We start from the raw sequence: 23,044 nt of genomic DNA on the forward strand, positions 1-23,044 counted from the left end.
TGACTCAGCAAAATCTTTAGAACTCGCCACGCAACCAGTTGCTGACCCGTTTGACCAGCCCACCTACGCTTGCCTTGGCGGCATATTCCTTGTTACTACCGGTGGATTGGTTGGTGCGGCCGTACTGCAACAACCCGACCGCAGTCGAGTACACCGGTGCCTGTACGTAATCACTCAATCCCCGGATATTCATGGGCTCGCCCACCCGGACCTGGCTCTGGAAGATCTGCTCTGCGCACTCCACAATGCCTTCGATCTGGGCCGCGCCACCGGTCAAGACCACACCGGCGGCCAGCTGATGCTTGACCCCCTGTGCCTTCAATTCGCTCTGCACCCGCACCAGCTCGTCATTCACCATGGAGAGCAACTCGGTGTAACGGGGTTCAATCACTTCCGCCAGCGTCTGCCGTTGCAGGCTGCGCGCCGGGCGACCGCCGACACTGGGCACTTCGATATTGTCTTCCTTGCTGACCAGGCGGCCGAGGGCACAGCCATAGCGCACCTTGATCGCCTCCGCATCCAGCGGCGGCGTGCCGAAGGCATAGGCGATGTCGCTGGTCACCGTGCTGCCAGCATAGGGAATCACCTTGGTGTGACGCAGGGCGCCGCCGGTAAAGAGCGACATGTCCATGGTGCCGCCACCGATGTCCACCACGCAGACACCCAGCTCCTTCTCGTCTTCGGTCAGCACGGCGTAGCTGGAGGCCAGGGCGGAGAAGATCAGCTGATCCACCCGCAGACCCACCTTCTCCACACACTTCTCGATGTTGCGCGCCATGTCGTTGTGGCAGGTGATGAGATGCACCTTGGCTGCCATCCGCACGCCGGAGAGACCGACCGGGTTCTTGATCCCTTCCTGATAGTCGATGGCGAACTCCTGGGGCAGCACGTGCAGAACCCGGAGCTCGTCAGACAACCGCACCGACTTGGCGGTGTGGATGACGTTGTCCACATCCTCCTGGGTCACCTCTTCGTCGGAGATGGGCACCATGCCGGTCTCGTTGCGGCAATCGATGTGCTTGCCGGACAGCCCCAGATAGACGGAACTGATCTGGCAGTCTGCCATCATCTCGGCCTCTTCCACCGCGCGGCGCAGGGACTTGACCACGGAGTCGAGGTCATTGACCCCGCCCTTCTCCATACCGCGAGAAGCGTGGCTGCCCATGCCGATGACATTGAGTTCGCCATCAGGCAATACTTCGCCAACCAGTACCGCCACCTTGGTCGTGCCGATATCCAGTCCGACAATCAAATTTCTATCTGCGGTGTTGGTCATTCACTTTCTCTTCGCTTTTCTTCCAGCCAACTGCCATCCCGGTGTCGTATCGAAGATCCACGTAAGCAACCCGCTCACGGGGCTCGATGACCGGAAAGGCATCGATAAACCGCTGCAGACGAAGCGCGATATCCGAGCGCCCCACAAACAGCTGAATGTTGCCATCCAGGGTCAGTTCCCAGGCATGGCGGGGGGTCAGATTCACCCCCAGCAACTTGTATCCCTTGGCCGCCAGCAGCGTTTCGTACTGATGGCTGGCTTCCAGCACCTTGGCGGCCTGATCATCGGGCCCGGACAACTGCATCAGGGGCTTCTTCACCCTGTCCGGGGCACTGAATACCTCACCCTTGGTGTTGACGAAGCGGTTGCCGTTCCAGCGAGCCGCCACATCCTGTTCCGTGAGATAGACCTTGATCTTGTTCGGCCACTTCTTTCGTACCGAGACCTGGGCCACCCAGGGCAGAGCGTTCAGACGCGCCTGCAATTCGTTCACATCCAGCTCGAAGAAGTTGCGAAGTTCGGCACCATCCAGCACGGCAGCACGCAACTCATCGGCCTTCAAATATTCGTGTTGCCCCTGCAGCAACAGCTCGCTCATGGGCAACCGACTGGCATCCGTCAGCCAGTCTTTAACATCCAGCGCAGTCTGGTAGAGCCCCCACATGACCAGGATGAAAAATGCCACCCCGGCGATGAAGCCCCCCTTGGTGCGCCCTTGTGCCCTTGCCTCCACCCGATCGATCCCCGTAAAACGCGCCATGCCGGCCACTTGCAGACCGGTTCGCCATTATATAGGCCTCGGCTTGGCGGTCAAAATACTCATTGGGCCCTCAGGCACCGGATTTCATGCTATCCACGCTCAATTTCATCTCGCCGAGACGACGGGCCAGTGCACCGACGTTACCCGCCCCCTGGGTCAATACCAGATCCCCCTCGCCAATCAGGTCGGCCAGCACCGCGGGCACATCGTCCGGCGTTGCGACAAAGATGGGCTCCAGGGTGCCGCGGGAGCGGATGGAACGGCACAGGGCACGACCATCGGCACCGGGGATGGGCTCCTCACCGGCGGCATAGACCTCCAGCATCACCAGCACGTCCACCTTGGAGAGCACATCTGCGAAATCTTCGTAGAGATCCCGGGTCCGGCTGTAGCGGTGCGGCTGGAACACCATCACCAGCCGCTTCTCGGGCCAGCCGGCGCGAGCGGCGTTGATGGTCACCTTCACTTCGCTCGGGTGATGACCGTAATCGTCCACCAGCATGGCCTTGCCACGGCCGGTTTCAAACTCGCCATATTGCTGGAAGCGGCGCCCCACCCCTTCAAACTTGGAAAGTGCCTGGATGATGGCCTCGTCGCCGATACCGTCTTCGGTTGCCACCGCGATGGCGGCGGCGGCGTTGAGGGCGTTGTGGATGCCCGGCAGATTCAGGGTCACCTCCAGCTCACCCGCCCCTGCACGGCGCACCCGGAAGCGGCTGCGATTGCTGGTCTGCACGAAGTCCAGCACCTGCACATCGGCATCATCGCTCAGACCGTAGGTGAGGGTAGGACGGGCGATCTCCGGCAGCATGCCGCGGATCACGGGGTCATCCACACACACCACGGCCAGACCGTAGAACGGCAGGTTGTGCAGGAAATCGATGAAGGTGGCCTTCAACCTGGAGAAATCGCCACCATAGGTGTCCATGTGATCCGCTTCGATGTTGGTCACGATGGAAACCATGGGTTGCAGATGCAGGAAGGAGGCGTCGCTCTCGTCCGCCTCGGCAATCAGATAACGGCTGCTGCCCAGGCGGGCATTGGTGCCGGCGCTGTTGAGCAGACCGCCGATGACGAAGGTGGGGTCGCGATCCGCCTCGGCATAGATGCTCGCCACCAGACTGGTGGTGGTGGTCTTGCCGTGGGTCCCGGCAATGGCGATGCCGTGACGGAAGCGCATCAGCTCAGCCAGCATTTCGGCGCGGCGCACCACGGGAATACGCAGCTCGCGGGCAGCCAGCAGCTCGGGGTTGTCCTGCTTGATGGCGGTGGAAACCACCACCACGCTGGCACCGTCCACATGCTCGGCACTGTGACCGACAAAAATGTGTGCGCCTAAAGAGGCCAGGCGTTCGGTCACCCCGTTGCGGGCCAGATCCGAGCCGGTCACCTGATACCCTTCATTGGCAAGCACTTCCGCAATACCGCCCATACCGGCGCCACCGATGCCGATGAAGTGGATGCGACGCACGCGGCGCATTTCGGGGATAACGGTACGCAGTTTTGCCAGTTCAACCTTGGTCATAGTTCTTTCTCAATTCGCGGCCACAGGCCATTTTCATTCGGCGACATTCATCAGTTCGAAGACAGAAGCGGGGCCTTGGCGGCACATCTTGGCCTTCCATCTCGTTTGGCTCAGCCGGTGGCGAGCCGTTTGCACTCATCGGCAACCCGTTCGGCAGCATCGATGATGGCGACCCGGCGCGCGGCCTGGGCCATGTTCAACAGAGTTTCCCTGCGCCCGGCGAGCCAGGATAGGCGCGACGCCAGCGCCGCCGGCGTCAGCTCGGACTGGGGCAGGAACTCGGCCGCACCGCCGTCGACCAGGGTCAGGGCGTTGCGTGTCTGGTGATCGTCCACCGCATGGGGCAGGGGCACGAAGATGGCGGCCACACCGGCAGCGGCCACTTCGGAGACGGTCAATGCGCCGGCGCGGCACACCACCAGGTCCGCCCAGGCATAGGCATCCGCCATGTCCTTGATAAATTCACTCACCTCGGCCTCGACCCCCAGCCCGGCATAGGAGGCAGCCACGGCCTCCCCGTTGCCCTTGCCGCACTGGTGACGCACCTCGATGGGCACACCGGCAGCTGCAACCGCAGGAGGCACCTGCTCGTTGAGGACCCGGGCCCCCAGGCTGCCACCGACCACAAGCAGGCGCAGAGGATTACTGCTGCTGCGCAGTTGGGGATCAGGCAGCGCCACCACCTCGGGGCGCACCGGGTTGCCCACCACGGCGGTGCGGGCATTGGGGGCGAAGGCACCCGGGAAGGCCATCAGTACCCGCCTGGCGATACGGGCCAGCAGCTTGTTAGTCAGGCCGGCGGCGGCATTCTGCTCGTGAAGCAGTAGCGGAATGCCGGACAGCCAGGCGGCCACGCCACCCGGGCCGGAGGCGAAGCCCCCCATGCCCAGCACCACATCGGGCTGGATGGTCTTGAGCACCTGGCGGGCCTGCAGCACGGATTTGATGACACGGTAGGGCGCCGCGAGCAGCCGCTTGATGCCGTTGCCACGCACCCCCTGGATGTCGATGAAGGAGATGGGATAACCATGGGCAGGCACCAGCTCCGCCTCCATCCGGTCGGCAGTGCCGAGCCAGTGGATGGTCCAGCCCTGGGCCTTGAGGCGATCGGCGACGGCCAGGCCGGGGAACACATGACCCCCGGTACCACCCGCCATCACCAGTAACGTCTTGCTCACGCAACCTCCCGCACGCGCGCCTGGGCACTTGCCTGGCGCAACTCAAAATCGATACGAATCAACATGCTCACCGCCACCATCATGATGATGAGACTGGAGCCGCCATAACTGACCAGCGGCAGGGTCAGCCCCTTGGTAGGCATCATGCCGCTGGCGGCACCGACGTTGACGAAAGTCTGGAAGCTGAACCAGATGCCGATGCCGATGGCCAGATAACCTTCATAGAGCCGCTCGGCCACCAGCGCCTGGTGACCCAGCTTGAGCGCCTTCACCGCCAGCGCAAAAATCAGGAAGAGTGCGCCAAGCACCCCCACGTAGCCCAGCTCTTCGCCCAGAATGGCGAACACGAAGTCGGTGTGGGCCTCCGGCAGGTACTCCATCTTCTGGATGGAGTTGCCAAGCCCTTCGCCAAACCAGCTCCCCCGACCAAAGGCCATCAGGGACTGGGTCAGCTGATAGCCGCTGCCGAAGGGGTCTGCCCAGGGGTCGAGGAAGGAGGTCACCCGCCGCATCCGGTAGGGCTCCGCGATGATCAGGGTCACCACTGCGCTCACCCCCACCAGGATGAGACCGATGAACTGCACCAGCCGGGCTCCGGCCAGGAACAGCATCCCGAGGGAGGTGACGAACATCACCACCACTGACCCGAGATCCGGCTGGGCCAGCAGCAGGATGGCCACCACGAACAGCACCGCCATGGGTTTCATGAAACCGATGAAGCGCTCGCGCACCTCGCTTTGACGGCGCACCAGATAACCCGCCAGATAGACGAACAGCGCCAGCTTGCCGAACTCGGCCGGCTGCAGGTTGAAGGGGCCCAGCGGCAGCCAGCGTACCGAGCCGTTGACGCTGCGCCCCACCAGCAGCACCATCACCAGCAGCACGATGGCCAGCAACAACATGGGGCCGTTGTAGTGCTGCCAGCGTGCCATGGGCACCTGCAACACGAACCAGGAGATACCCAGCGCCATCACCAGGAACATGCCGTGGCGCTTCACGAACATGAAGGGATCGTTGTTGATGGCGATCCCCTCAGGAATGGAAGCGGACGCCACTATTACCAGCCCGACGCCCATCAGGGCGAGTGCCAGCACCACCAGCTGCCGATCGTAGAGACCGGCGGGGCGCGCCGGTAGCAACCAGCGCTGCAAGAATCCTGCGACGGCGCGAAGGGCGTTCATAGTGCCAGCACCAGTTCGGTGAAGCGATCTCCGCGAGCTTCGAAGGATTTGAACTGGTCCAGGCTCGCGCAGGCCGGTGCCAGCAGCACCCAGTCACCGGGCCTGGCATCGGTCGCCGCCTTGGCGACAGCAGCGTCAAGATCGGCAACCCGCTCGGTCTGTTCGCCCAGGGCCAGCAGCACCTCGGCATCCTGACCAAAGCAGTACATGTGATCGATCTGGCTGCCGAGCAGCGCCTGCACCGGGCCGAAGTCCTGCCCCTTGCCCTGGCCACCGGCCAGCAGCAGCAGGCGGCCTTTGACCGCTTCACGCACCCCGGCCACGGCGGCCAGGGTCGCCCCCACGTTGGTGGCCTTGGAGTCGTTGATCCAGCGCACCCCATTTACCTCCCGCACGAAGCGGGCACGGTGAGGCAGGCCTTCAAAGCGGCGCAGCACGGCAAGTTGTGCCTCGCGGGGAATGCCCACCGCATCGCACAGGGCCATGGCCGCCAGGGCATTGGCCTGGTTGTGGGCACCCACTATCTTCATCTCGTCCACCGCCAGGAGCGGCTCGCCGTGCAAAGTCAGCCAGTGACGGCCCTCCAGCTCGCAGCGGCCGTAGCCGTTGCAGTCGAGGCCGAAACTCTGCCAAACCTGACCCACATCGGGCAGGGTCTGGGGATCGTCGCGATTGATCAGGATGTGCTGGGAGTGCTGATGGATCTCCATCTTGGCGGCGCGGTAATCCGCCATGCCGGTATAGCGATCCATATGATCTTCACTGAGGTTCAAGACCACGGAGGCGGCGGCCCGCAGGCTGTAGGTGGTCTCGAGCTGGAAGCTGGAGAGCTCCAGCACGCAGAGATCCATGGGCTGCTTGAGGAGCGACAGCGCCGGGGTGCCAATATTGCCCCCCACACCGACCTTGAGTCCCGCCTCGGCGATCATCTCACCCACTAGCGTGGTGACCGTGCTCTTGCCGTTGGAGCCGGTGATGGCGATGACGGGCGTCTGGGTTTCACGCACGAACAGTTCGATGTCACCGACGATGCGCACCCCGAACTCGGCGGCGGCCTTCAACTCCGGAGTCGCCAGGGCGATGCCCGGGCTCGCCACTATCATGTGCGCCTGCTTGAGCCGCTCAGCGTCCACCCCGTGGATGAGCTCCACCTCGGGGGGAAGCTCGTCCTTGCCCGGCGGATTGGCACGGGTGTCCATCACCAGCGGCGTGACGCCGCGGTCGAGGAAGTAATCGACGCAGGAGAGTCCGGTTTTGCCGAGTCCGATGATGATGACCATGGCTTACCTCACCTTCAGGGTGGCGAGGCCAAGCAGCACCAGCATGAGGGTGATGATCCAGAAGCGCACGATGACGCGCGGCTCCGGCCAGCCCTTCTTCTCATAGTGGTGATGGATGGGGGCCATGCGGAAGATCCGCACGCCGCGCAGTTTGTAGGATCCGACCTGCAGGATCACCGAGACGGTCTCCATCACGAAGACACCCCCCATGATCACCAGCAGAAACTCCTGACGCACCAGCACCGCGATGGTACCGAGCGCGCCGCCCAGAGCCAGGGAACCGACGTCCCCCATGAAGACCTGGGCCGGGTAGGTGTTGAACCAGAGGAAACCCAGGCCCGCGCCCACGATGGCGGTACAGACGATCACCAGCTCGGAAGTGTAGGGCACGTAGGGAATGTGCAGGTAGTTCGCGAAGTTGACGTTGCCGGTCGCCCAGGCGATCAGGGCGAAGCCCCCCGCCACCATCACGGTGGGCATGATGGCGAGGCCATCCAGGCCATCGGTCAGGTTGACCGCGTTGGAGGTACCGACGATGACGAAGTAGGTCAGCAGGATGAACATCAGGCCGAGCTGGGGCATCACATCCTTGAGGAAGGGCACCACCAGCTGGGTCTGACCATCGTGGGTGGCCGTGGCGTAGAGGAACACCGCCACACCCAGCGCGACCGCGGACTGCCAGAAGTACTTCCAGCGGGCGATGAGGCCGTCGGTGTTCTTGCGCACCACCTTGAGATAGTCATCGGCAAAACCGATGGCGCCATAGGCCCCCAGCACGAACAGCACCAGCCAGACATAGGGGTTGTCGAGGCGGCACCAGAGCAGCACAGAAGTGAAGATGGCGGCAATGATCATCAGGCCGCCCATGGTCGGGGTGCCCTTCTTGCTGAGGTGGGATTCGGGACCGTCGTTGCGGATCACCTGGCCGAACTTCATGATCTGCAGGCGACGGATGAGGCGCGGCCCCATCCAGAGCGCCACCACCAGACCGGTGATGATCGACAGGATGGCGCGAAACGTCAGGTAGGAGAAGACGTTGAAGAAGGTGAAGTGCGGGGTGAGCAGTTCCGCCAGCCAGACTAGCATGTGGCTGACTCCTGATGGCCCTTGACCATCTCGACGATATCTTCCATGCGGGAGCCACGGGCGCCCTTGACCAGAATCGAAATTTCCTGATGTGTCTTTATCATTTGCGCAAGCACTTCAAACAACGACGCCTTGTTATCGAAATGTCGGCCATCCGCGGCATCTGCGGTGTGGCGACTCTGTTCCCCTACGGTCAGCACGGCATCGAGGCCCTGCTCACGGGCGTGGTGTCCGACCCGGGCATGCTGCGCGGCGGACTCCTCACCCAACTCTTTCATGTCACCGAATACCAGCACCTTGTAGCCGTTCATGGCGGTCAGGGCATCGATACCCGCCAGCACGGACTCCACGCTGGCGTTGTAGGTGTCATCCACCAGAGTGAGGCCACCCCAGCGTTGCACGCAGAAACGGCCCTTGACCGGCGCCATCTGCTCCAGTCCCGCCTTGACGGACGCAAGCGATGCGCCCAGGGCCAGGGTCCCGGCGGCGGCAGCCAGGGCGTTGGCCACGTTGTGGCGACCCGGAATGGCCAGGGTCAGGGTCAGCTCTCCCTGGGGCGTCACCATCACGAACCCGGCACAACCCTGCTCGTTGAGCACGATGTCGCGGGCGTGGAACGGCTGACGCTGATCCTGGAGGGAGAAGGCGCACTGGATGCCCTTTTCACGCCACTTCGGCCAGAACTCGTTGTCGGCATTGACGATGGCAGTGCCGCCCTCGCCTAACCCTTCGAAGATTTCGCTCTTGGCATGGAACACCCCTTCCAGGGAGCCAAAGCCTTCCAGGTGCGCGGCAGCGACGTTGTTGATGATGGCGGCGTCGGGTCTGGCGAGCGACGTGGTCCAGGCGATCTCGCCCGGGTGGTTGGCTCCCAGCTCCATCACCGCGAACTGGTGTTGCGGCTCGAGGCGCAGCAGGGTCAGCGGCACCCCCACCTCGTTGTTGAAGTTGCCGGCGGTGGCCAGCACCTCCCCTTCACAGCGCAGGATGGCCGTCGCCATCTCCTTCACCGTGGTTTTGCCACAGCTGCCTGTGATGGCGAGCACTTTCGGATTGATGCGCTCGCGCACCAGCCTGCCCAGACGCCCAAGCCCCTTGAGGGTGTCGGCCACCACCAGTTGTGGAATGGCCAGCGGCAATTCGCGCTCTACCAGCAGGGCACTGGCGCCGGCGGCAACCGCCTGGTCGCAGAAATCGTGGGCGTCGAAACGCTCGCCGCGCAGGGCTACGAACAGCGCCCCCGCGCCCAGGGTACGGGTGTCGGTGCTGACCGCCGTGATCTCATGGTCGCCCCCGATCAGACGGGCATCGAGCACCTGCGCCAGGTCGGCAAGCCTGAGGGTCATCATTTGAATGACTCCATTAATGTGTGCAAGGCGGCTGCGACGGTTTCCCGATCGCTGTAGTGCCGCTTGTCGGTTCCAATGATCTGATAATCCTCGTGGCCTTTGCCGGCCACCAGGATGATGTCCTCTTTGCTCGCTTGGCTCAGTGCCAGCTGGATTGCCTTGGTCCTGTCGTGCTCAATCTGCACGGCGCCGGGATCGCGAAGACCCGCCACCATGTCGGCCATGATCCGGGCCGGCTCCTCGGTACGGGGATTGTCGTCGGTCAGGATCACGCAGTCCGCATGCTGCTCCGCCATGGCAGCCATCATGGGACGCTTGCCGCGATCCCTGTCGCCACCACAACCCACCAGGCACCAGAGCCGGCCGTGACAGTGCACCCGCAGGGCCTGCAAGGCCTTCTCCAGCGCATCCGGGGTGTGGGCGTAATCGACCACGGCGAGCGGCGCATCGCCACCGCCGAAGCACTCCATGCGACCGGTCACCGGTTGCAGTCTGGGGGCCGTCGCCAGCAGGTCATCGAAGTCGTAGCCGAGCACCAGCATGGCGCCCATGGCGCCCAGCACGTTGCTGACGTTGAAGCGGCCGAGCAAGGGGGCGGATAATACACCATTCCCCCAGCTGGAGTTAATGCGCGTATCAAAACCTTGTTGGTGGAAATGGGGATCCTGCGCCGTCAGTTGTCGTCCAGCATGGTTTTCAATCGGACCATGAACCCCGAAGGCCACCGCACCGGGGTAGGTCGCCAGCCATTGCCGTCCCAGATGGTCATCGGCGTTGATGACGGCGCAAGGCTCATCCACCAGCTTCAGCAGCTCCTCCTTGGCGGCGGCATAGGCCTCCATGGTGCCGTGATAGTCCAGATGATCCCGGCTCAGGTTGGTGAAGACTGCCGCGGCAAACGGCAGGGCCGCCACGCGATGCTGCACCAGACCGTGGCTGGAGACCTCCATCGCCACCAGATCGGCCCCCTGCTGCTGCAAGGCGGCCAGATTGGCCTGCACCTGGACCGCGCTGCCCGTGGTGTTCTCTGCTTCGATGAGCTCGCCAAACAGACCGTTGCCTATGGTGCCCATGACCCCGGCCTTGCCCCCCAGCAGGGTGCGCCAGTTGGCCACCAGCAGGGCCGTAGTGCTCTTGCCGTTGGTGCCCGTGATGCCCACCAGTTGCAGCTTTTGCGCAGGGTGACCGTAGAAATGACCGGCCAGCTCGGAGAGACGAGCGGGAAGATCCCTCATGCCGATGCAGGGGATCTGGGTCGCCGGAGGGACGAATTCTCCGTCCTCCTCAAACAGCACGGCGGTTGCTCCCTGAGCCACCGCCTGTTCGATGAAGCGCCTGCCATCCACCTGATGGCCACGAATCGCCACGAAGAGCGAGCCGGGACCGACCCGCCGGCTGTCGAGCTGGAGATCGGTGAGGGAAAGCGCCGGGGCATCGATGCCGAAGCGGCTCATCAGTTGATCAAGTGTGCGGGGCGGCATGGGAAGCCTCCGAAAATGCGGGAATGCGGGCGCTCGTACACGCCATGGAAAACGCCCCGACAGCAGCGGGGCCGATGGAAAAAGCCGGATGCCCGTCAAGTACGCGGTGCGCCATTGTTGGCCTCCGTGCGGGCAAGCTTGGCGGGTACCTCGGGCGGGATCGCATCGGGACGGATGTTGAAGAGCTGCAACACGCCTCCCATGGCCTCCGCAAAGGGCGGGGTCGCCACGGCACCGCCGTAGTAGGCATCCCCCTTGGGCTCGTTGATCACCACCACCATGACGAAACGGGGATTGCTGGCCGGCGCGAAACCGGCAAACCAGGCCATGTAGTCCTTGCCATAGCCCCCAGCCACGGCCACCTTGGCGGTACCACTCTTGCCACCGACCCGATAACCGGGGATCTGGGCCTTGGGAATGGCATTGCTGACCACGTACTCCAGCGCCTGCAACATGGCTGCGGCGTTGTTGTGATCGATGACCTGCTCACCCTTGGGCGGCTTGGTCACCTTGATGATGGAGAGCGGAACCCGCTTGCCCTTGTTGGCCAGGGTGGCGTAGGCGGAGGCCAGCTGCAGCGGGGTCACTCGCAGACCATAACCGAACGACAGGGTGGCTCGCTCGATGTCGGACCAGCGGCGACGCTGGGGCAGCATGCCGCTGCTCTCCCCCATCAGGCCGCTGCCGGTGTCCATGCCGAAGCCCACCATGCTCAGGGTGTTGATCATCTCCTGGGCCGGCATCCGCAGCGCGATGCGCGACATGCCGATGTTGGAGGAGTAGCGCAGGATGTCGTACAGGTTGGTCGCCTTGTGGATACTCACGTCACGGATCTGCTTGGCCCCGATGAAGAGGGGGCCGCCCGGGATGAAGTCCTTCCAGCTGGTGACACCGGCTTGCAAGGCACTAAGCAAAATCAATGGCTTGACCGTGGAGCCCGGCTCATAGGTATCGGTCACCACCCGGTTTCGCACCCGGAAACTCTGGTACTGACCGCGGTTGTTCGGGTTGTAGGAGGGGGTGTTGACCATGGCGAGCACCTCGCCGGTCTTCACATCCAACATCACCATGGAGCCGGAGGTGGCCTTGTTCTCGTCGGTAGCCCGTTTGAGGGCGCGATAGGCCAGCGCCTGCACCCGCTGATCGATGCTCAGTTGCAGATCGTTGGCGTGCTTGCCCTCTTTCACCAGGCCCAGGCGCTCGATGACGCGGCCCTGCCTGTCCTTGCGCACCCTCATCTCGCCAGGGGTTGCGGTCAGCCACTCGTTGTAGCTGCGCTCAATCCCCTCGATGCCGCTGCCATCGATGTTGGTCACCCCCACCAGGTGGGAGCTTATCTCGCCGGTCGGGTAGAAACGGCGCGCCTCGGGGCGCAGATAGATGCCCCCCAGCTTCAACCCCTTGATGTACTCGGCCACCGCAGGCGTCACCTGCCGCTGCAGATAGACGAAGCGCTTGCTCGGGTTGGCGATGCGATGCTTGAGGGTGTTGATGTCGAGCTTGAGCACGGCGGAGAGTGCCAGCCAGGCACGCTCGTTGTGGATGGCACCGGACTCGTGCACCGTCTTGGGATCAGCCCAGACCGCTTCGACCGGCACGGATACCGCCAACTGTTCGCCATTGCGGTCCGTGATCATGCCGCGCACCGCCTGGGTGGAGGTGGTGCGCAGGGAGCGCATGTCCCCCTCCTGGCGCAGTCTGTCCGGATCGATCACCTGGATCCAGGCCAGCCGCAGGATCAGCCCCGCAAACGCGATGCCGATGAAGAAAACCAGGGTACGAAAGCGCCACGGGTAGAGTGAGGGTGCTTTCGCCTTGGCTTTGTCCTTTGCCGGAGCCTTGGTGGCGGCCTTGCGTGTCATGGTTGTGTAATTACCTTTTCAGTGGTCACCAGGGGACGAGCCATCTGCAACTTGTCCATGGCCAGACTCGCCACCCGGGAGTGCTCAGCCAATGTGCCCTGTTCCAGCAAGAGGTGGCGCCACTCGATGTTGAGCCTGTCCTCCTCCGCCATCAGATCGTTCTGCTTGGCCGTCAGACCCCGGGTCATGTTGGTCACCAGGATCACCGCAAAGGCGGTGACCAGCACGGCGACGGTCAACAGGACCTGCAACTTGTGGCGCCAGAGATCCGCAACGATCTCCCTAGCGAGGTGAACGCGCACGTCGCTCATCGTTTACTCCGCAAGACGCTCTGCGACCCGCAGCACCGAGCTGCGGGACCGGGTGTTTTCATTGACCTCGTGGTCGGAAGGCTTGAGCGCCTTGCCGATCGACTTCAGCTTGCGACCACCGGCCAGCTGGGCTTCGGTCAGAGGGATCCCGTGGGGTACTTCCGGACCTTTCTCGTGCTTTCGAATGAAATGCTTCACCAGCCGATCTTCCAGAGAGTGGAAGCTGATGACGGAGAGACGACCGTGAGGAGCCAGCACGTCCAGCGCACCGTTGAGGGCGGTTTCAATTTCGTCCAGCTCGCTGTTGATGTAGATGCGGATGGCCTGGAAGCTGCGGGTCGCCGCGTGCTTGCCCTTCTCCTTGCTCGGGTTGACCCGGGCAATCATCTCCGCCAGCTGGCGGGTGCGCACATAGGGCTCTGTCACCCGATCGTGCACGATGGCGCGAGCAATCTTCTTGGCGAAGCGCTCCTCACCGAAGGTTTTCAGCACCCAGGCGATGTCGTCCACATCGGCACGGGCCAGCCACTCGGCGGCACTCTGACCGGAGGTGGGATCCATTCTCATGTCGAGCGGGCCGTCCTTCATGAAGCTGAAGCCACGCTCGGCATCGTCAAGCTGGGGGGAGGAGACACCGAGATCCAGCAGGAAGCCATCGACCTTGCCCAGCAGGCCGCGCTCGGTCAGATAGCGGGTGATGCCGGAGAAGGGACCGTGCACGATCTCGAAACGGGGATCCTGGATCTTGGCCGCCTCGGCAATGGCCTGGGGATCCCGGTCGATGGCGATCAGACGGCCGTTCGGGCCCAGATGCTGGAGAATGAGACGAGAGTGACCACCCCGGCCAAAGGTACCGTCGACGTAGATACCGTCCGGCTTGATGGCCAGCCCTTCGACGGCTTCGTGCAACAGCACTGTGATATGTTCAGCGGCTTGGGTCATTTATAAAGAAAAATCCTGTAGTCGTGGTGAACTTGCCCAGTCGTCCTCGGGCAGGCCCAGGATGTCGTCGTTGATCTGTTGTTGCCAGCGGGCTTCATCCCACAGCTCGAATTTGTTGAGCTGGCCCACCAGCATGACTTTCTTGTCTAGCCCGGCATGGCTGCGCAGCGGCTGGCTGAGCAGCAGACGGCCATTGCCATCCAGTTCGCATTCGGCCGCGTGGCCGAGCAGCAGACGCTGCAGGCGGCGTTCTGCCGGGTTGGTGCTGGAAAGGGTCTTCAGCTTGCGCTCCACCTCTTCCCATTCATTCAGGGGATAAAGCAGCAGACAGGGATGGGCGATGTCGATGGTGCAGACCAGCTGGCCGTTGCACTCGTCGCGCAGCCAATCACGAAATTTGGTCGGAATCGCCAACCGCCCCTTGCTGTCCAGGCTGATGGCGTGAGCGCCACGCAACAAATTGCAGTCCCCGAAAGGTGAGTTATGGGGGCTAGATGCCCAATAAAACCACTTTGATCCACTTTTCTCCACCATGAAGTTTAAGGACGAGCAGGGGGCTTTTCAAGCAAGGATCTCGGGCATGGGGAACATATTGACGCAGCGTGATGGGACTACCGATTAAATGAATTGATTTTCCACAAGTTATTTGTGTTACCCGCAACTCGATTAATTTTCAGCAATTAAAAAACTGACAAATTGCACGAATAAACATCAGCCATACAGGCCGCGCTTCTCCAGCGCCATCACGATATTCAGAACATGGAAAAATTCCACATAACAGATTGATATAAAATACATTTGTTAAACATAGCTAGCCCAACAGTAAATATCACGAGTCAACCGAGGCAGTACTTTATGGTTAATAAAAAGAGCCTTGCGATAAATCGCAAGGCTCTTCAGGAAAGAGGTCGGAGTCGGCCTGTAAGCCGGGTTCTGTACCGGGTTGCCCCGGGTAGCAATCATTCCTCTAGGCCAGCAATCGCTCGCTGGCTCAAGCAACCTACCCGCCCCCAACGCGGGCCGCGCCAATAGGGGCCTATTTGGTCTTGCTTCGGGTGGAGTTTACCGTGCCACGAACTGTTGCCAGTCGCGCGGTGCGCTCTTACCGCACCCTTTCACCCTTACCTGATCCCTTGCGGGCCATCGGCGGTCTGCTCTCTGTTGCACTGGTCGTAGGCTCGCGCCCCCCAGGCGTTACCTGGCACCCTGCCCTGTGAAGCCCGGACTTTCCTCCCCTCCGCCCGTCTGTCCCGAGGGACACAACGACGAAGCAGCGATTGCCCAGCCAACTCCGAGGCGCGGATTATAGCCTCGCGAGACGGACGGGGTAAACCGTCAATTCCGGTTTACGGCAATTAATAGTGCTCGAGACCGTATTTGTAGAGGGCGTTCTTCTTCACCCCGTGGATCTCGGCGGTGAGGGCTGCAGCCTTCTTGAGGGGCAGCTCGCTGACCAGCAGGCCCAGGGTGCGGATCGCCTCCGCAGGCAACTCGTCATCCACCTTGCTGGCACCGGCGACCACCAGCACGATCTCCCCGCGGCAACGGTTATCGTCCTCTCCGAGCCAGGCCAGCATCTCGGAGGCGGGCAGACCGTGGATGGACTCGAAGGTCTTGGTCAGCTCGCGGCACACCACCACCTGGCGCTCACCAAGGATGCGAGCAATCGCTTCAACCGTCTCCTGCACCCGGCGCGGCGATTCGTAGAACACCAGAGAGCGGGTGTCTTCGATGACGGCTTGCAGGCGATCATCCCGCCCCTTGGCCTTGGCCGGCAGGAAACCCTCGAAGGCGAAGCGGTCGGTGGGCAGGCCGGCGGCGGACAGCGCCGTGATGGCGGCGCAGGGACCGGGCAGCGGCACCACCTTGACCCCGGCTTCGCGACAACGGGTGACCAGGTGATAACCGGGGTCGCTGATGAGCGGCGTCCCCGCATCGGAGACCAGGGCCACGCTCTTGCCCTCCTTGATGCGGGCGATCAGCACATCCGCCTTTTGCTGCTCGTTGTGATCGTGCAGGGCAAAGGTCGATACCGAGATCTGGTAGTGGCTGAGCAGGATCCCGGTATGCCGGGTATCCTCGGCGGCCACCAGATCGACGCTGCGCAGCACGTCCAGTGCTCGCTGGGTGATGTCGGCCAGATTGCCGATCGGAGTGGGGACTATATACAGGGTTGGGATGTCACTCATGGGAGCTCCGAGTGTCCCGACAATTGTGTCGCCATATTGGCCCGTTTACACTATGGAGAATTTCAACACTGGTCGGGGAATGAACTTGAACCGGGTTATAAAGCAGCTAAGTGTATCACGACTCTTCGGCATCCTACTCGCGGCAGTCCTGCTCGCCGCCTGTGCGTCGGAGCCCAATCAATCTTCCGGACAACCCGGCATGCCGTCAGCCTTCTCGGATCTGTCCAAGAATGCCCAGTGGTATCTGGAGCAGGTGGATCCCGCCAAACCGGCAGAGGCCTTCGTGTGGCAGATGATGGCAGCGCGCAGCTATCTGGCGCTCGGCCAGGCCAAACCGGCTGCCGCCCTGTATCAGCAGTTGCAGAAGCAGGCGAAGAGCCCGGTGCAGCAGGCGCAGTTGCAACTGCTGCAGGCACACCTGCTGCTAGCCCAGGGCAACGCCAACCAGGCGCTGATCCTGCTGGAAGGCAAGCCGGATGTGGTGCTGGATGCCGATACCCAGAAGGACTGGTACCGCCAGCGCGTGGTGCTGCAGCTCGACATCAACAACAAGTTTGGCGCGGCCAAGTCGCTGATCCTGCTGGAACCTTATCTGGCCAAGAATGAGCTGGCCACCAATCACCAGCAGATCTGGTCGCTGCTGAAAAGCATGACCCCCTCCACCCTGCAGGCGCTCGAAGAGGAGCCAGCTCCCGATGTGACCACCGGCTGGCTGCGTCTTGCGGCACTGGTGAACGAATTCGGGGCACAGCCGAGCCAGCTGGCCCGCCAGCTTGCCGGCTGGAAGCAGAGCTTCCCTAACCACCCTGCCCAGAGCGACATGCCGGCCGGCCTTGGGGATCTCGCTATCACGGACAACGGTTCGCTGCAGCAGATCGCCGTCTTCCTGCCGCTCTCCGGCAACCTGGAAGCCCAGGGCGCCGCCATCCGCAACGGCATGTTGATGTCCTACAAGGAAAATCAGAGCCAGTTCACCCTGAACTTCTACGATACCCAGGGCAAGGCGATGGGGGACCTCTACAAGCAGGCCATTCAGGAAGGGGCCAACATGATCATCGGCCCCCTGCTCAAGGATCAGGTGGAGGAGCTGCTCAAGTCGAGTCCGACCGTGCCGGTGCTGGCGCTCAACGAGCTGGACAAGCCAATCGTCAACGACAATACCTTCTATTTCTCGCTCTCCGCCGCTGCCGATGCGAGCCAGGCTGCCCAGTACCTCTATGGTCAGGGCTACCGCAAGCCGCTGCTGATCGCGGCACAAGGCCGGATTGGCTACAGCAGTATCAAGGCGTTTGAACAGGCCTGGGCCGGCGTCAGCCAGGAGAAGCCCGTGGTTGCCACCTTCGGGGCACGCAACGAAGTGCAGGGCATGGTCAAGAACGCTCTGAGCGGCCGTTCCACGGCTCGAGCCGGGGAGATTGTCCAGCTGTCCGATGCTGCGCCGCGCAGCATCGACGCCGTCTATGTGGTGGCCAACAGCCTGGAGACCCGGATGATCAAGCCCTATGTGGACATCTCGGTCAATCCCATGGGCAGCCTGCCCATCTACAGCAGCTCGCGGGGATACGACGGTGGGACGACCGAGGTAGCATCCGAGCTCAACGGTATGCATATCTCCGACATGCCACTGCTGCTGGGTGGCTTCGAGACGCAGCGTGAACAGATTGCCCTGCTCTGGCCCCAGACCCAGGGCGACCTGCTGCGCCTGTTCGCCCTCGGTTACGATGCCGTCAGCCTGGCAGGCAACCTGCCGCAAATGCGCAAGGTCAATGCCATGCAGCAACCCGGCATGAGTGGCCAGCTGAGCGTGGATCCCCAGGGCAACATAGTGCGCATGCTGGACTGGGCCACCTACCAGAATGGCAAGCTGGTCAGCGACAGCGCCGCCCCCCAGCTGGAGGATGCGACTCATGAAGAGGCTACTGACACAACTTCACCAGCAGTGGTTGAACCTGTTGCCGTCGGCAGCGACGAGCAAGGGACAACACTTTGAGCAAATAGCGGAACGCTGGTTGCAGGCCCGCGGCCTGCAACCCGTGACCCGCAACTACCGCTGCCGTGGCGGCGAGATCGATCTCATCATGCGCCAGGGAGAGACCCTGGTGTTCGTTGAAGTGAGATATCGCGCCAACGCCACCCATGGCGGAGCCGCCAGCTCGGTCACCCGGCGCAAACAGCACAAGATCGTGCTGGCCGCGCGCCACTATTTCAAGCAACATGCCATCAATGAGGCCAACCAGGCCTGTCGATTCGATGTGATCGCGTTCGAGGGCGACCAGCCGGACTGGATCCAGAACGCGTTTTAAGAGGACCCCATGACTGATCCCATCAAAGAGAATTACACCGAAAGCATCCAGACCAAGATAGCCGCCGCCGAAGCACTGCCGGATGCCATCCATACGGCAGCTCAGATGCTGACCATCTGCCTGCTCAATGGCCACAAGGTGATGGCATGTGGCAATGGTCCTTCCTCAGCATTGGCACAGCTGTTCATTTCCGAACTGGTGAACTGCTATGAAACTCCTCGCCCCTCCCTGCCCGGTCTCGCCCTGACGCCCGACATGGCGACCATCAGCGCCATCGCCACGGATCACGGTTTCGAAGAGGTCTATGCCAAACAGATACGTGCTCTGGGACAACCAGGCGACATCCTGGTGGTCATCACCACGACAGGCAACAGCCGCAGCCTGATCAAGGCTGCGGAGGCCGCCCTCTCCCGCGACATGACCATCATTGTTCTCGGTGGCGGAGACGGGGGAGAGATCGCCGGTCTGCTGGGCCCCAATGACGTGGAGATCCGCGTTCCTTCCGCTCGCCGTCCTCGTATTCTGGAAGTGAACCTGTTGACCCTGCACTGTCTCTGTGATCTCATCGACCAGACACTTTTCCCGCAACAGGAAGACTGAAACCATGAAGAAGCCTATTCTCGCTCTTGCCCTGCTGACCGGCGTCCTGCTGCTGCAAGGCTGTGCTGCCGTGGTGGTCGGTGGCGCGGCTGGCACCGCCAAGGCGAGCGGCGATCGCCGCACCCTGGGTGCCCAGTGGGACGATCAGACCATAGAGCTGAAAGCCGCCAACCTGTTGGCCGACAACAAGCCCCTGAGCGCCGCCAGCAAGATCAGTGTCTACAGCAACAACGGCCGTGTGCTGCTGGTGGGTCAGACACCCTCTGACGCTTACAAACAGGAAGCGGGCAGAATCGTGAGCCGGATTGAAGGGGTTCGCCATGTCTACAACGAGCTGCGCCTTGGCAAACCAGTCAGTATCGGCGTGCGCAGCAATGACACCTGGATCACCTCCAAGGTGCGGGCCGACATGCTGGGCACCAAGAACTTCGATAGCGCCAAGGTGAAGGTTGTCACCGAGAATGGCGAGGTGTTCCTCATTGGGTTGGTCACCCGCCAGGAAGGGGATCAAGCCGTGGAAATCGCCCGCCACGTCAGCGGCGTTAAGCAGGTGATCAAAGCCTTCGAGTTTGCCCAGAATTGACCATCTGGCAGGATGAAAAAACGCAGCCTTCAGGCTGCGTTTTTTATTTGATGACTTTCAGAGTCGGGCGACCGCTCGGGCGCGGTGGTTCCGGCTCGGGGTCAACCGACGTGGGTGTCTGTGCCTGTTCCAGCCAGAGGTCATACCCGAGCTCCGGCGGGAACAGGGTCCCCACTCCGTTCTCTCTGGCATGGATGGCCAGTACGGCCGCCATGGGGATATAGACCTGCTGCGATACGCCACCGAAACGGGCGCTGAAGCTGACAGCGTCATTGTCCATGTGGAACTGGCCCACGGCCCGGGGGGCGATGTTCAGAACAATCTGGCCATCCTGCACGAACTGCATCGGTACCATCACATGGGGAATATTGGCATTGACCACCAGATGGGGAGTCAGATCGTTATCCAGCAACCAGTCAAAAAACGCCCGCAGCAGATACGGGCGACTGGGTGTCATTGTCGGTTCCATGCTCATACGCCGGCACGGATCTCGCGCTCGGCCTCGGTCAGGGAAGCCTGGAAGGATTCACGCTCGAACAGGCGTACCATGTAAGCCTTCAGCTCTTTGGCGCCACGGCCGGTGAAATCGATGCCCAGGCTCGGCAGACGCCACAGCAACGGCGCCATGTAGCAGTCGACCAGACCGAACTCTTCGCTCATGAAGTAGGGCATCTCGCCGAAGATGGGAGCGATGGCCAGCAGGTTGTCGCGCAACTCGGCACGGGCGGCTTCGGTATCGGTGCCCGCCATGATCTTGTCGGCCAGAGAGTACCAGTCCAGCTCGATGCGGTGCATCATCAGACGGCTGTTGCCGCGCGCGACCGGATAAACCGGCATCAGGGGCGGATGCGGGAAACGCTCGTCCAGATACTCCATGATGATGCGCGAGGTGTACAACGCCAGCTCGCGATCCACCAGAGTCGGTACAGTGTTGTACGGGTTCAGCTCGGCCAGCTCATCCGGCAGGTTGGCAGGATCAACCTGGCAGATATCCACGCTAACACCCTTCTCCGCCAGGACAATACGCACCTGATGGCTGAACATATCGTTGGCACCGGAAAACAGCGTCATTACCGAACGCTTATTGGCAGCTACAGCCATTGAACCCTCCCGTCATTAAAAAGCAGAAACGGCAATGAAGCATGTCTGTCTTCATTGCCGTGCGTCATATTACTCCGATCTGGTCGCTTAGTGAACGTCGCGCCAGAATTCCTTCTTCAATAGCACAGTGAAGATGAAGAAGATAGCGATGAATCCGAGTACCCAGAAGCCCATGCGTTCGCGCTCCTGCTGCACCGGCTCAGCCGAGTAGACCAAGAAGTTTACCAGATCCAGTACCGTCTGATCATATTCTTCGTTGTTCATTTCACCGTTGCCGTCAGATTTGATGCTGACGACTTGCTGCATCTCCACGCCATCCAGGGTGTGCGTCTCGAACTCGGCGCGGGGCGTCCCCTGCAACGGCTCCAGCACATGGGGCATACCCACGGACGGGAAGACGGCGTTGTTCACCCCGAATGGACGGGTCTCGTCCACGTAGAAGGAACGCAGATAGGTGTAGATCCAGTCTGCACCACGCACCCGGGCAACCAGGGTCAGGTCGGGGGGCGGCGCGCCGAACCAGCGCGCAGCATCCTTCTCGGACATGGCGCTCTTCATCAGATCGCCGATCTTGGCACCGGTGAAGACCAGGTTCTCCTTCATCAGATCGTCCGGAATGCCGATGTCGGCCGCCACCCGGTTATAACGCTGGTACTGGGTGGAGTGACAGCCGGCACAGTAGTTCATGAAGGTGGCGGCCCCCCGTTGCAGGGATGCCTTGTCACTCAGATCGTACTCCGCCTTGTCGAGGGGGAAGCCACCGCCAGAGGCCAACACCAGACCAGGCAGCAGGGCCAGCACTGCAAAAATTATTCTTTTCATTTGAATGTCACCCTCTCCGGCAGCGGCTTGGTGTTCTCATTCTTGCTGTAGAAGAACAACAGGACGAAGAATCCGAAATAACCCAGAGTACAGAGCTGTGCAATCAGCGTCAGGGTCGGGGTTGATGGCAGCACGCCCAGCACCCCCAGAATAATGAAGCAGACCACGAACTGGGCGATGTTCAGCTTGTGCAGGGTGCTGCGGTAACGCACCGAGCGCACCTTGCAACGATCCAGCCAGGGCAACAGGAACAGCACCACGATGGAGAGGCCCATCATGATGACCCCCAGCAGCTTGTCAGGCACCGCACGCAGGATGGCGTAGAAGGGGGTGAAGTACCAGACAGGAGCGATATGCGCCGGTGTCTTCAGGCCATTGGCCACCTCAAAGTTCGGTTTCTCGAGGAAATAGCCCCACATATCCGGCTTGAAGAAGATGATGGCACAGAAGAAGAACAGGAAACCGGCTACCCCGATCATGTCCTTCACGGTGAAATAGGGGTGGAACGCGACCGCATCCAGTGGCCAGCCGTTCTCGTCCTTGTGCTTCTTGATGTCGATGCCATCGGGGTTGTTGGATCCCACTTCGTGCAGCGCCAGGATATGCATGGCCACCAGCATCACCAGTACCAGCGGCAGAGCGATGACGTGCAGCGCAAAGAAGCGGTTCAGGGTCGCACCCGAGATGACATAGTCCCCCCGGATCCACAGGGTCAGATCGTCACCGATAACGGGGATGGCACCGAACAGCGAGATGATGACCTGGGCCCCCCAGAACGACATCTGCCCCCAGGGCAGCAGGTAACCCATGAAGGCCTCGGCCATCAGCACCAGGAAGATCAGCATGCCGAAGATCCACAGCAGTTCCCGTGGCTTCTGGTAAGAGCCGTAGATCATGCCGCGGAACATGTGCAGGTAAACCACGATGAAGAAGGCGGATGCCCCGGTGGAGTGCATATAACGCAGCAGCCAGCCATAATCCACATCCCGCATGATGTATTCCACGGAAGCGAAGGCACCTTCCGCCGAAGGGTTGTAGTTCATGGTCAGCCAGATGCCGGTGATGATCTGGTTGACCAGCACCAACATGGCAAGCGAGCCGAAGAAGTACCAGAAGTTCAGGTTCTTGGGCGCCGGATACTTGGCCATATGGTCGTTGTACATGGCCGTGAGCGGGAAACGATCATCGATCCAGCCCATGAGTTTGGCAAACATG

22 protein-coding genes and 1 other RNA gene are annotated in these 23,044 nt (G+C 61.8%); 4 read left to right on the plus strand and 19 right to left on the minus strand.

The genetic code is table 11. The features are described from left to right. Window positions 1-16: 16 nt before the first annotated feature. From ftsA to rsmI, 15 genes are all read right to left on the minus strand, one after another. The gene (gene ftsA, locus PG892_RS05010) at window positions 17-1,276 is read right to left on the minus strand and encodes a cell division protein FtsA (RefSeq protein ID WP_010675832.1); all 1,260 of its coding nucleotides are present in this window, start codon (window positions 1,274-1,276) and stop codon (window positions 17-19) included. Further along, the gene (locus PG892_RS05015) at window positions 1,257-2,009 is read right to left on the minus strand and encodes a cell division protein FtsQ/DivIB (RefSeq protein ID WP_029314839.1); all 753 of its coding nucleotides are present in this window, start codon (window positions 2,007-2,009) and stop codon (window positions 1,257-1,259) included. Before PG892_RS05015 ends, ftsA begins: the two co-directional genes overlap by 20 nt. A 97-nt stretch (window positions 2,010-2,106) precedes the next feature. Then, the gene (murC, locus tag PG892_RS05020) at window positions 2,107-3,561 is read right to left on the minus strand and encodes a UDP-N-acetylmuramate--L-alanine ligase (protein WP_041211792.1); all 1,455 of its coding nucleotides are present in this window, start codon (window positions 3,559-3,561) and stop codon (window positions 2,107-2,109) included. 110 nt (window positions 3,562-3,671) lie between these two features. After that, the gene (gene murG, locus PG892_RS05025) at window positions 3,672-4,739 is read right to left on the minus strand and encodes an undecaprenyldiphospho-muramoylpentapeptide beta-N-acetylglucosaminyltransferase (protein WP_042880173.1); all 1,068 of its coding nucleotides are present in this window, start codon (window positions 4,737-4,739) and stop codon (window positions 3,672-3,674) included. Beyond that, window positions 4,736-5,920 (minus strand): cell division protein FtsW, encoded by a 1,185-nt coding sequence (gene ftsW / locus PG892_RS05030; protein ID WP_043154095.1) that lies wholly within the window; start codon window positions 5,918-5,920, stop codon window positions 4,736-4,738. The genes murG and ftsW overlap by 4 nt, the downstream gene beginning before the upstream one ends. Next, on the minus strand, window positions 5,917-7,200 hold the full coding sequence (murD, locus tag PG892_RS05035; RefSeq protein WP_216944754.1) for a UDP-N-acetylmuramoyl-L-alanine--D-glutamate ligase: 1,284 nt from the start codon (window positions 7,198-7,200) through the stop codon (window positions 5,917-5,919). The genes ftsW and murD overlap by 4 nt, the downstream gene beginning before the upstream one ends. Window positions 7,201-7,203: 3 nt before the next feature. Then, a complete protein-coding gene (gene mraY / locus PG892_RS05040) occupies window positions 7,204-8,286 on the minus strand; it encodes a phospho-N-acetylmuramoyl-pentapeptide-transferase (RefSeq protein ID WP_010675838.1) in 1,083 nt (360 codons plus the stop codon). Beyond that, window positions 8,280-9,635, minus strand: coding sequence for a UDP-N-acetylmuramoyl-tripeptide--D-alanyl-D-alanine ligase (gene murF / locus PG892_RS05045; RefSeq protein WP_216944755.1), 1,356 nt, complete (start codon window positions 9,633-9,635; stop codon window positions 8,280-8,282). Before murF ends, mraY begins: the two co-directional genes overlap by 7 nt. Beyond that, window positions 9,632-11,116 (minus strand): UDP-N-acetylmuramoyl-L-alanyl-D-glutamate--2,6-diaminopimelate ligase, encoded by a 1,485-nt coding sequence (murE, locus tag PG892_RS05050; RefSeq protein ID WP_039040490.1) that lies wholly within the window; start codon window positions 11,114-11,116, stop codon window positions 9,632-9,634. The genes murF and murE overlap by 4 nt, the downstream gene beginning before the upstream one ends. A 95-nt stretch (window positions 11,117-11,211) precedes the next feature. Further along, a complete protein-coding gene (locus PG892_RS05055; protein ID WP_010675841.1) occupies window positions 11,212-12,978 on the minus strand; it encodes a peptidoglycan glycosyltransferase FtsI in 1,767 nt (588 codons plus the stop codon). Beyond that, a complete protein-coding gene (gene ftsL / locus PG892_RS05060; protein WP_010675842.1) occupies window positions 12,975-13,289 on the minus strand; it encodes a cell division protein FtsL in 315 nt (104 codons plus the stop codon). Before ftsL ends, PG892_RS05055 begins: the two co-directional genes overlap by 4 nt. A gap of 3 nt (window positions 13,290-13,292) precedes the next feature. Beyond that, the gene (gene rsmH, locus PG892_RS05065) at window positions 13,293-14,231 is read right to left on the minus strand and encodes a 16S rRNA (cytosine(1402)-N(4))-methyltransferase RsmH (protein ID WP_042015088.1); all 939 of its coding nucleotides are present in this window, start codon (window positions 14,229-14,231) and stop codon (window positions 13,293-13,295) included. Then, window positions 14,232-14,690 carry a division/cell wall cluster transcriptional repressor MraZ gene (gene mraZ / locus PG892_RS05070; RefSeq protein WP_270825193.1) on the minus strand — a complete coding sequence of 153 codons (459 nt, stop codon included), beginning with the start codon at window positions 14,688-14,690 and terminating at the stop codon, window positions 14,232-14,234. A 447-nt stretch (window positions 14,691-15,137) separates the two neighbouring features. After that, window positions 15,138-15,524, minus strand: an RNA gene (gene rnpB / locus PG892_RS05075) — RNase P RNA component class A. Window positions 15,525-15,586: 62 nt separating this feature from the next. Further along, a complete protein-coding gene (gene rsmI / locus PG892_RS05080; RefSeq protein WP_042864839.1) occupies window positions 15,587-16,420 on the minus strand; it encodes a 16S rRNA (cytidine(1402)-2'-O)-methyltransferase in 834 nt (277 codons plus the stop codon). 199 nt (window positions 16,421-16,619) lie between these two features. On the opposite strand from rsmI, the gene PG892_RS05085 reads away from it, so the two are divergent. From PG892_RS05085 to dolP, 4 genes are read left to right on the plus strand one after another with little or no spacing between them, the layout of a single operon-like run. Then, window positions 16,620-18,410, plus strand: a complete 1,791-nt coding sequence (locus PG892_RS05085) for a penicillin-binding protein activator (protein ID WP_270825194.1) — start codon at window positions 16,620-16,622, stop codon at window positions 18,408-18,410. After that, on the plus strand, window positions 18,328-18,723 hold the full coding sequence (locus PG892_RS05090; protein WP_080770042.1) for a YraN family protein: 396 nt from the start codon (window positions 18,328-18,330) through the stop codon (window positions 18,721-18,723). The genes PG892_RS05085 and PG892_RS05090 overlap by 83 nt, the downstream gene beginning before the upstream one ends. Before the next feature lie 9 nt (window positions 18,724-18,732). Beyond that, entirely contained in the window at window positions 18,733-19,323 is a 591-nt protein-coding gene (locus tag PG892_RS05095; RefSeq protein ID WP_010675848.1) for a D-sedoheptulose-7-phosphate isomerase, read from the plus strand. Between the two features lie 4 nt (window positions 19,324-19,327). After that, window positions 19,328-19,906, plus strand: coding sequence for a division/outer membrane stress-associated lipid-binding lipoprotein (gene dolP, locus PG892_RS05100; RefSeq protein WP_010675849.1), 579 nt, complete (start codon window positions 19,328-19,330; stop codon window positions 19,904-19,906). A 43-nt stretch (window positions 19,907-19,949) separates the two neighbouring features. Here dolP and PG892_RS05105 read toward each other — a convergent pair whose 3' ends face one another. The 4 genes from PG892_RS05105 to PG892_RS05120 all read right to left on the minus strand — a co-directional run bounded on the left by PG892_RS05105 (window position 19,950) and on the right by PG892_RS05120 (window position 23,043). After that, a complete protein-coding gene (locus PG892_RS05105; protein ID WP_270825195.1) occupies window positions 19,950-20,381 on the minus strand; it encodes a ClpXP protease specificity-enhancing factor in 432 nt (143 codons plus the stop codon). Then, window positions 20,378-21,007 carry a stringent starvation protein SspA gene (gene sspA, locus PG892_RS05110; RefSeq protein WP_039040485.1) on the minus strand — a complete coding sequence of 210 codons (630 nt, stop codon included), beginning with the start codon at window positions 21,005-21,007 and terminating at the stop codon, window positions 20,378-20,380. Before sspA ends, PG892_RS05105 begins: the two co-directional genes overlap by 4 nt. A gap of 87 nt (window positions 21,008-21,094) precedes the next feature. Further along, window positions 21,095-21,829, minus strand: coding sequence for a cytochrome c1 (locus PG892_RS05115; RefSeq protein ID WP_039040484.1), 735 nt, complete (start codon window positions 21,827-21,829; stop codon window positions 21,095-21,097). Continuing rightward, window positions 21,826-23,043, minus strand: a complete 1,218-nt coding sequence (locus tag PG892_RS05120) for a cytochrome b (RefSeq protein WP_010675853.1) — start codon at window positions 23,041-23,043, stop codon at window positions 21,826-21,828. Before PG892_RS05120 ends, PG892_RS05115 begins: the two co-directional genes overlap by 4 nt. Window position 23,044 lies beyond the last annotated feature (1 nt).

It is taken from the genome of Aeromonas sp. QDB68 (assembly GCF_027707405.1).
GTDB classification, from domain to species: Bacteria; Pseudomonadota; Gammaproteobacteria; order Enterobacterales; family Aeromonadaceae; genus Aeromonas; species Aeromonas caviae.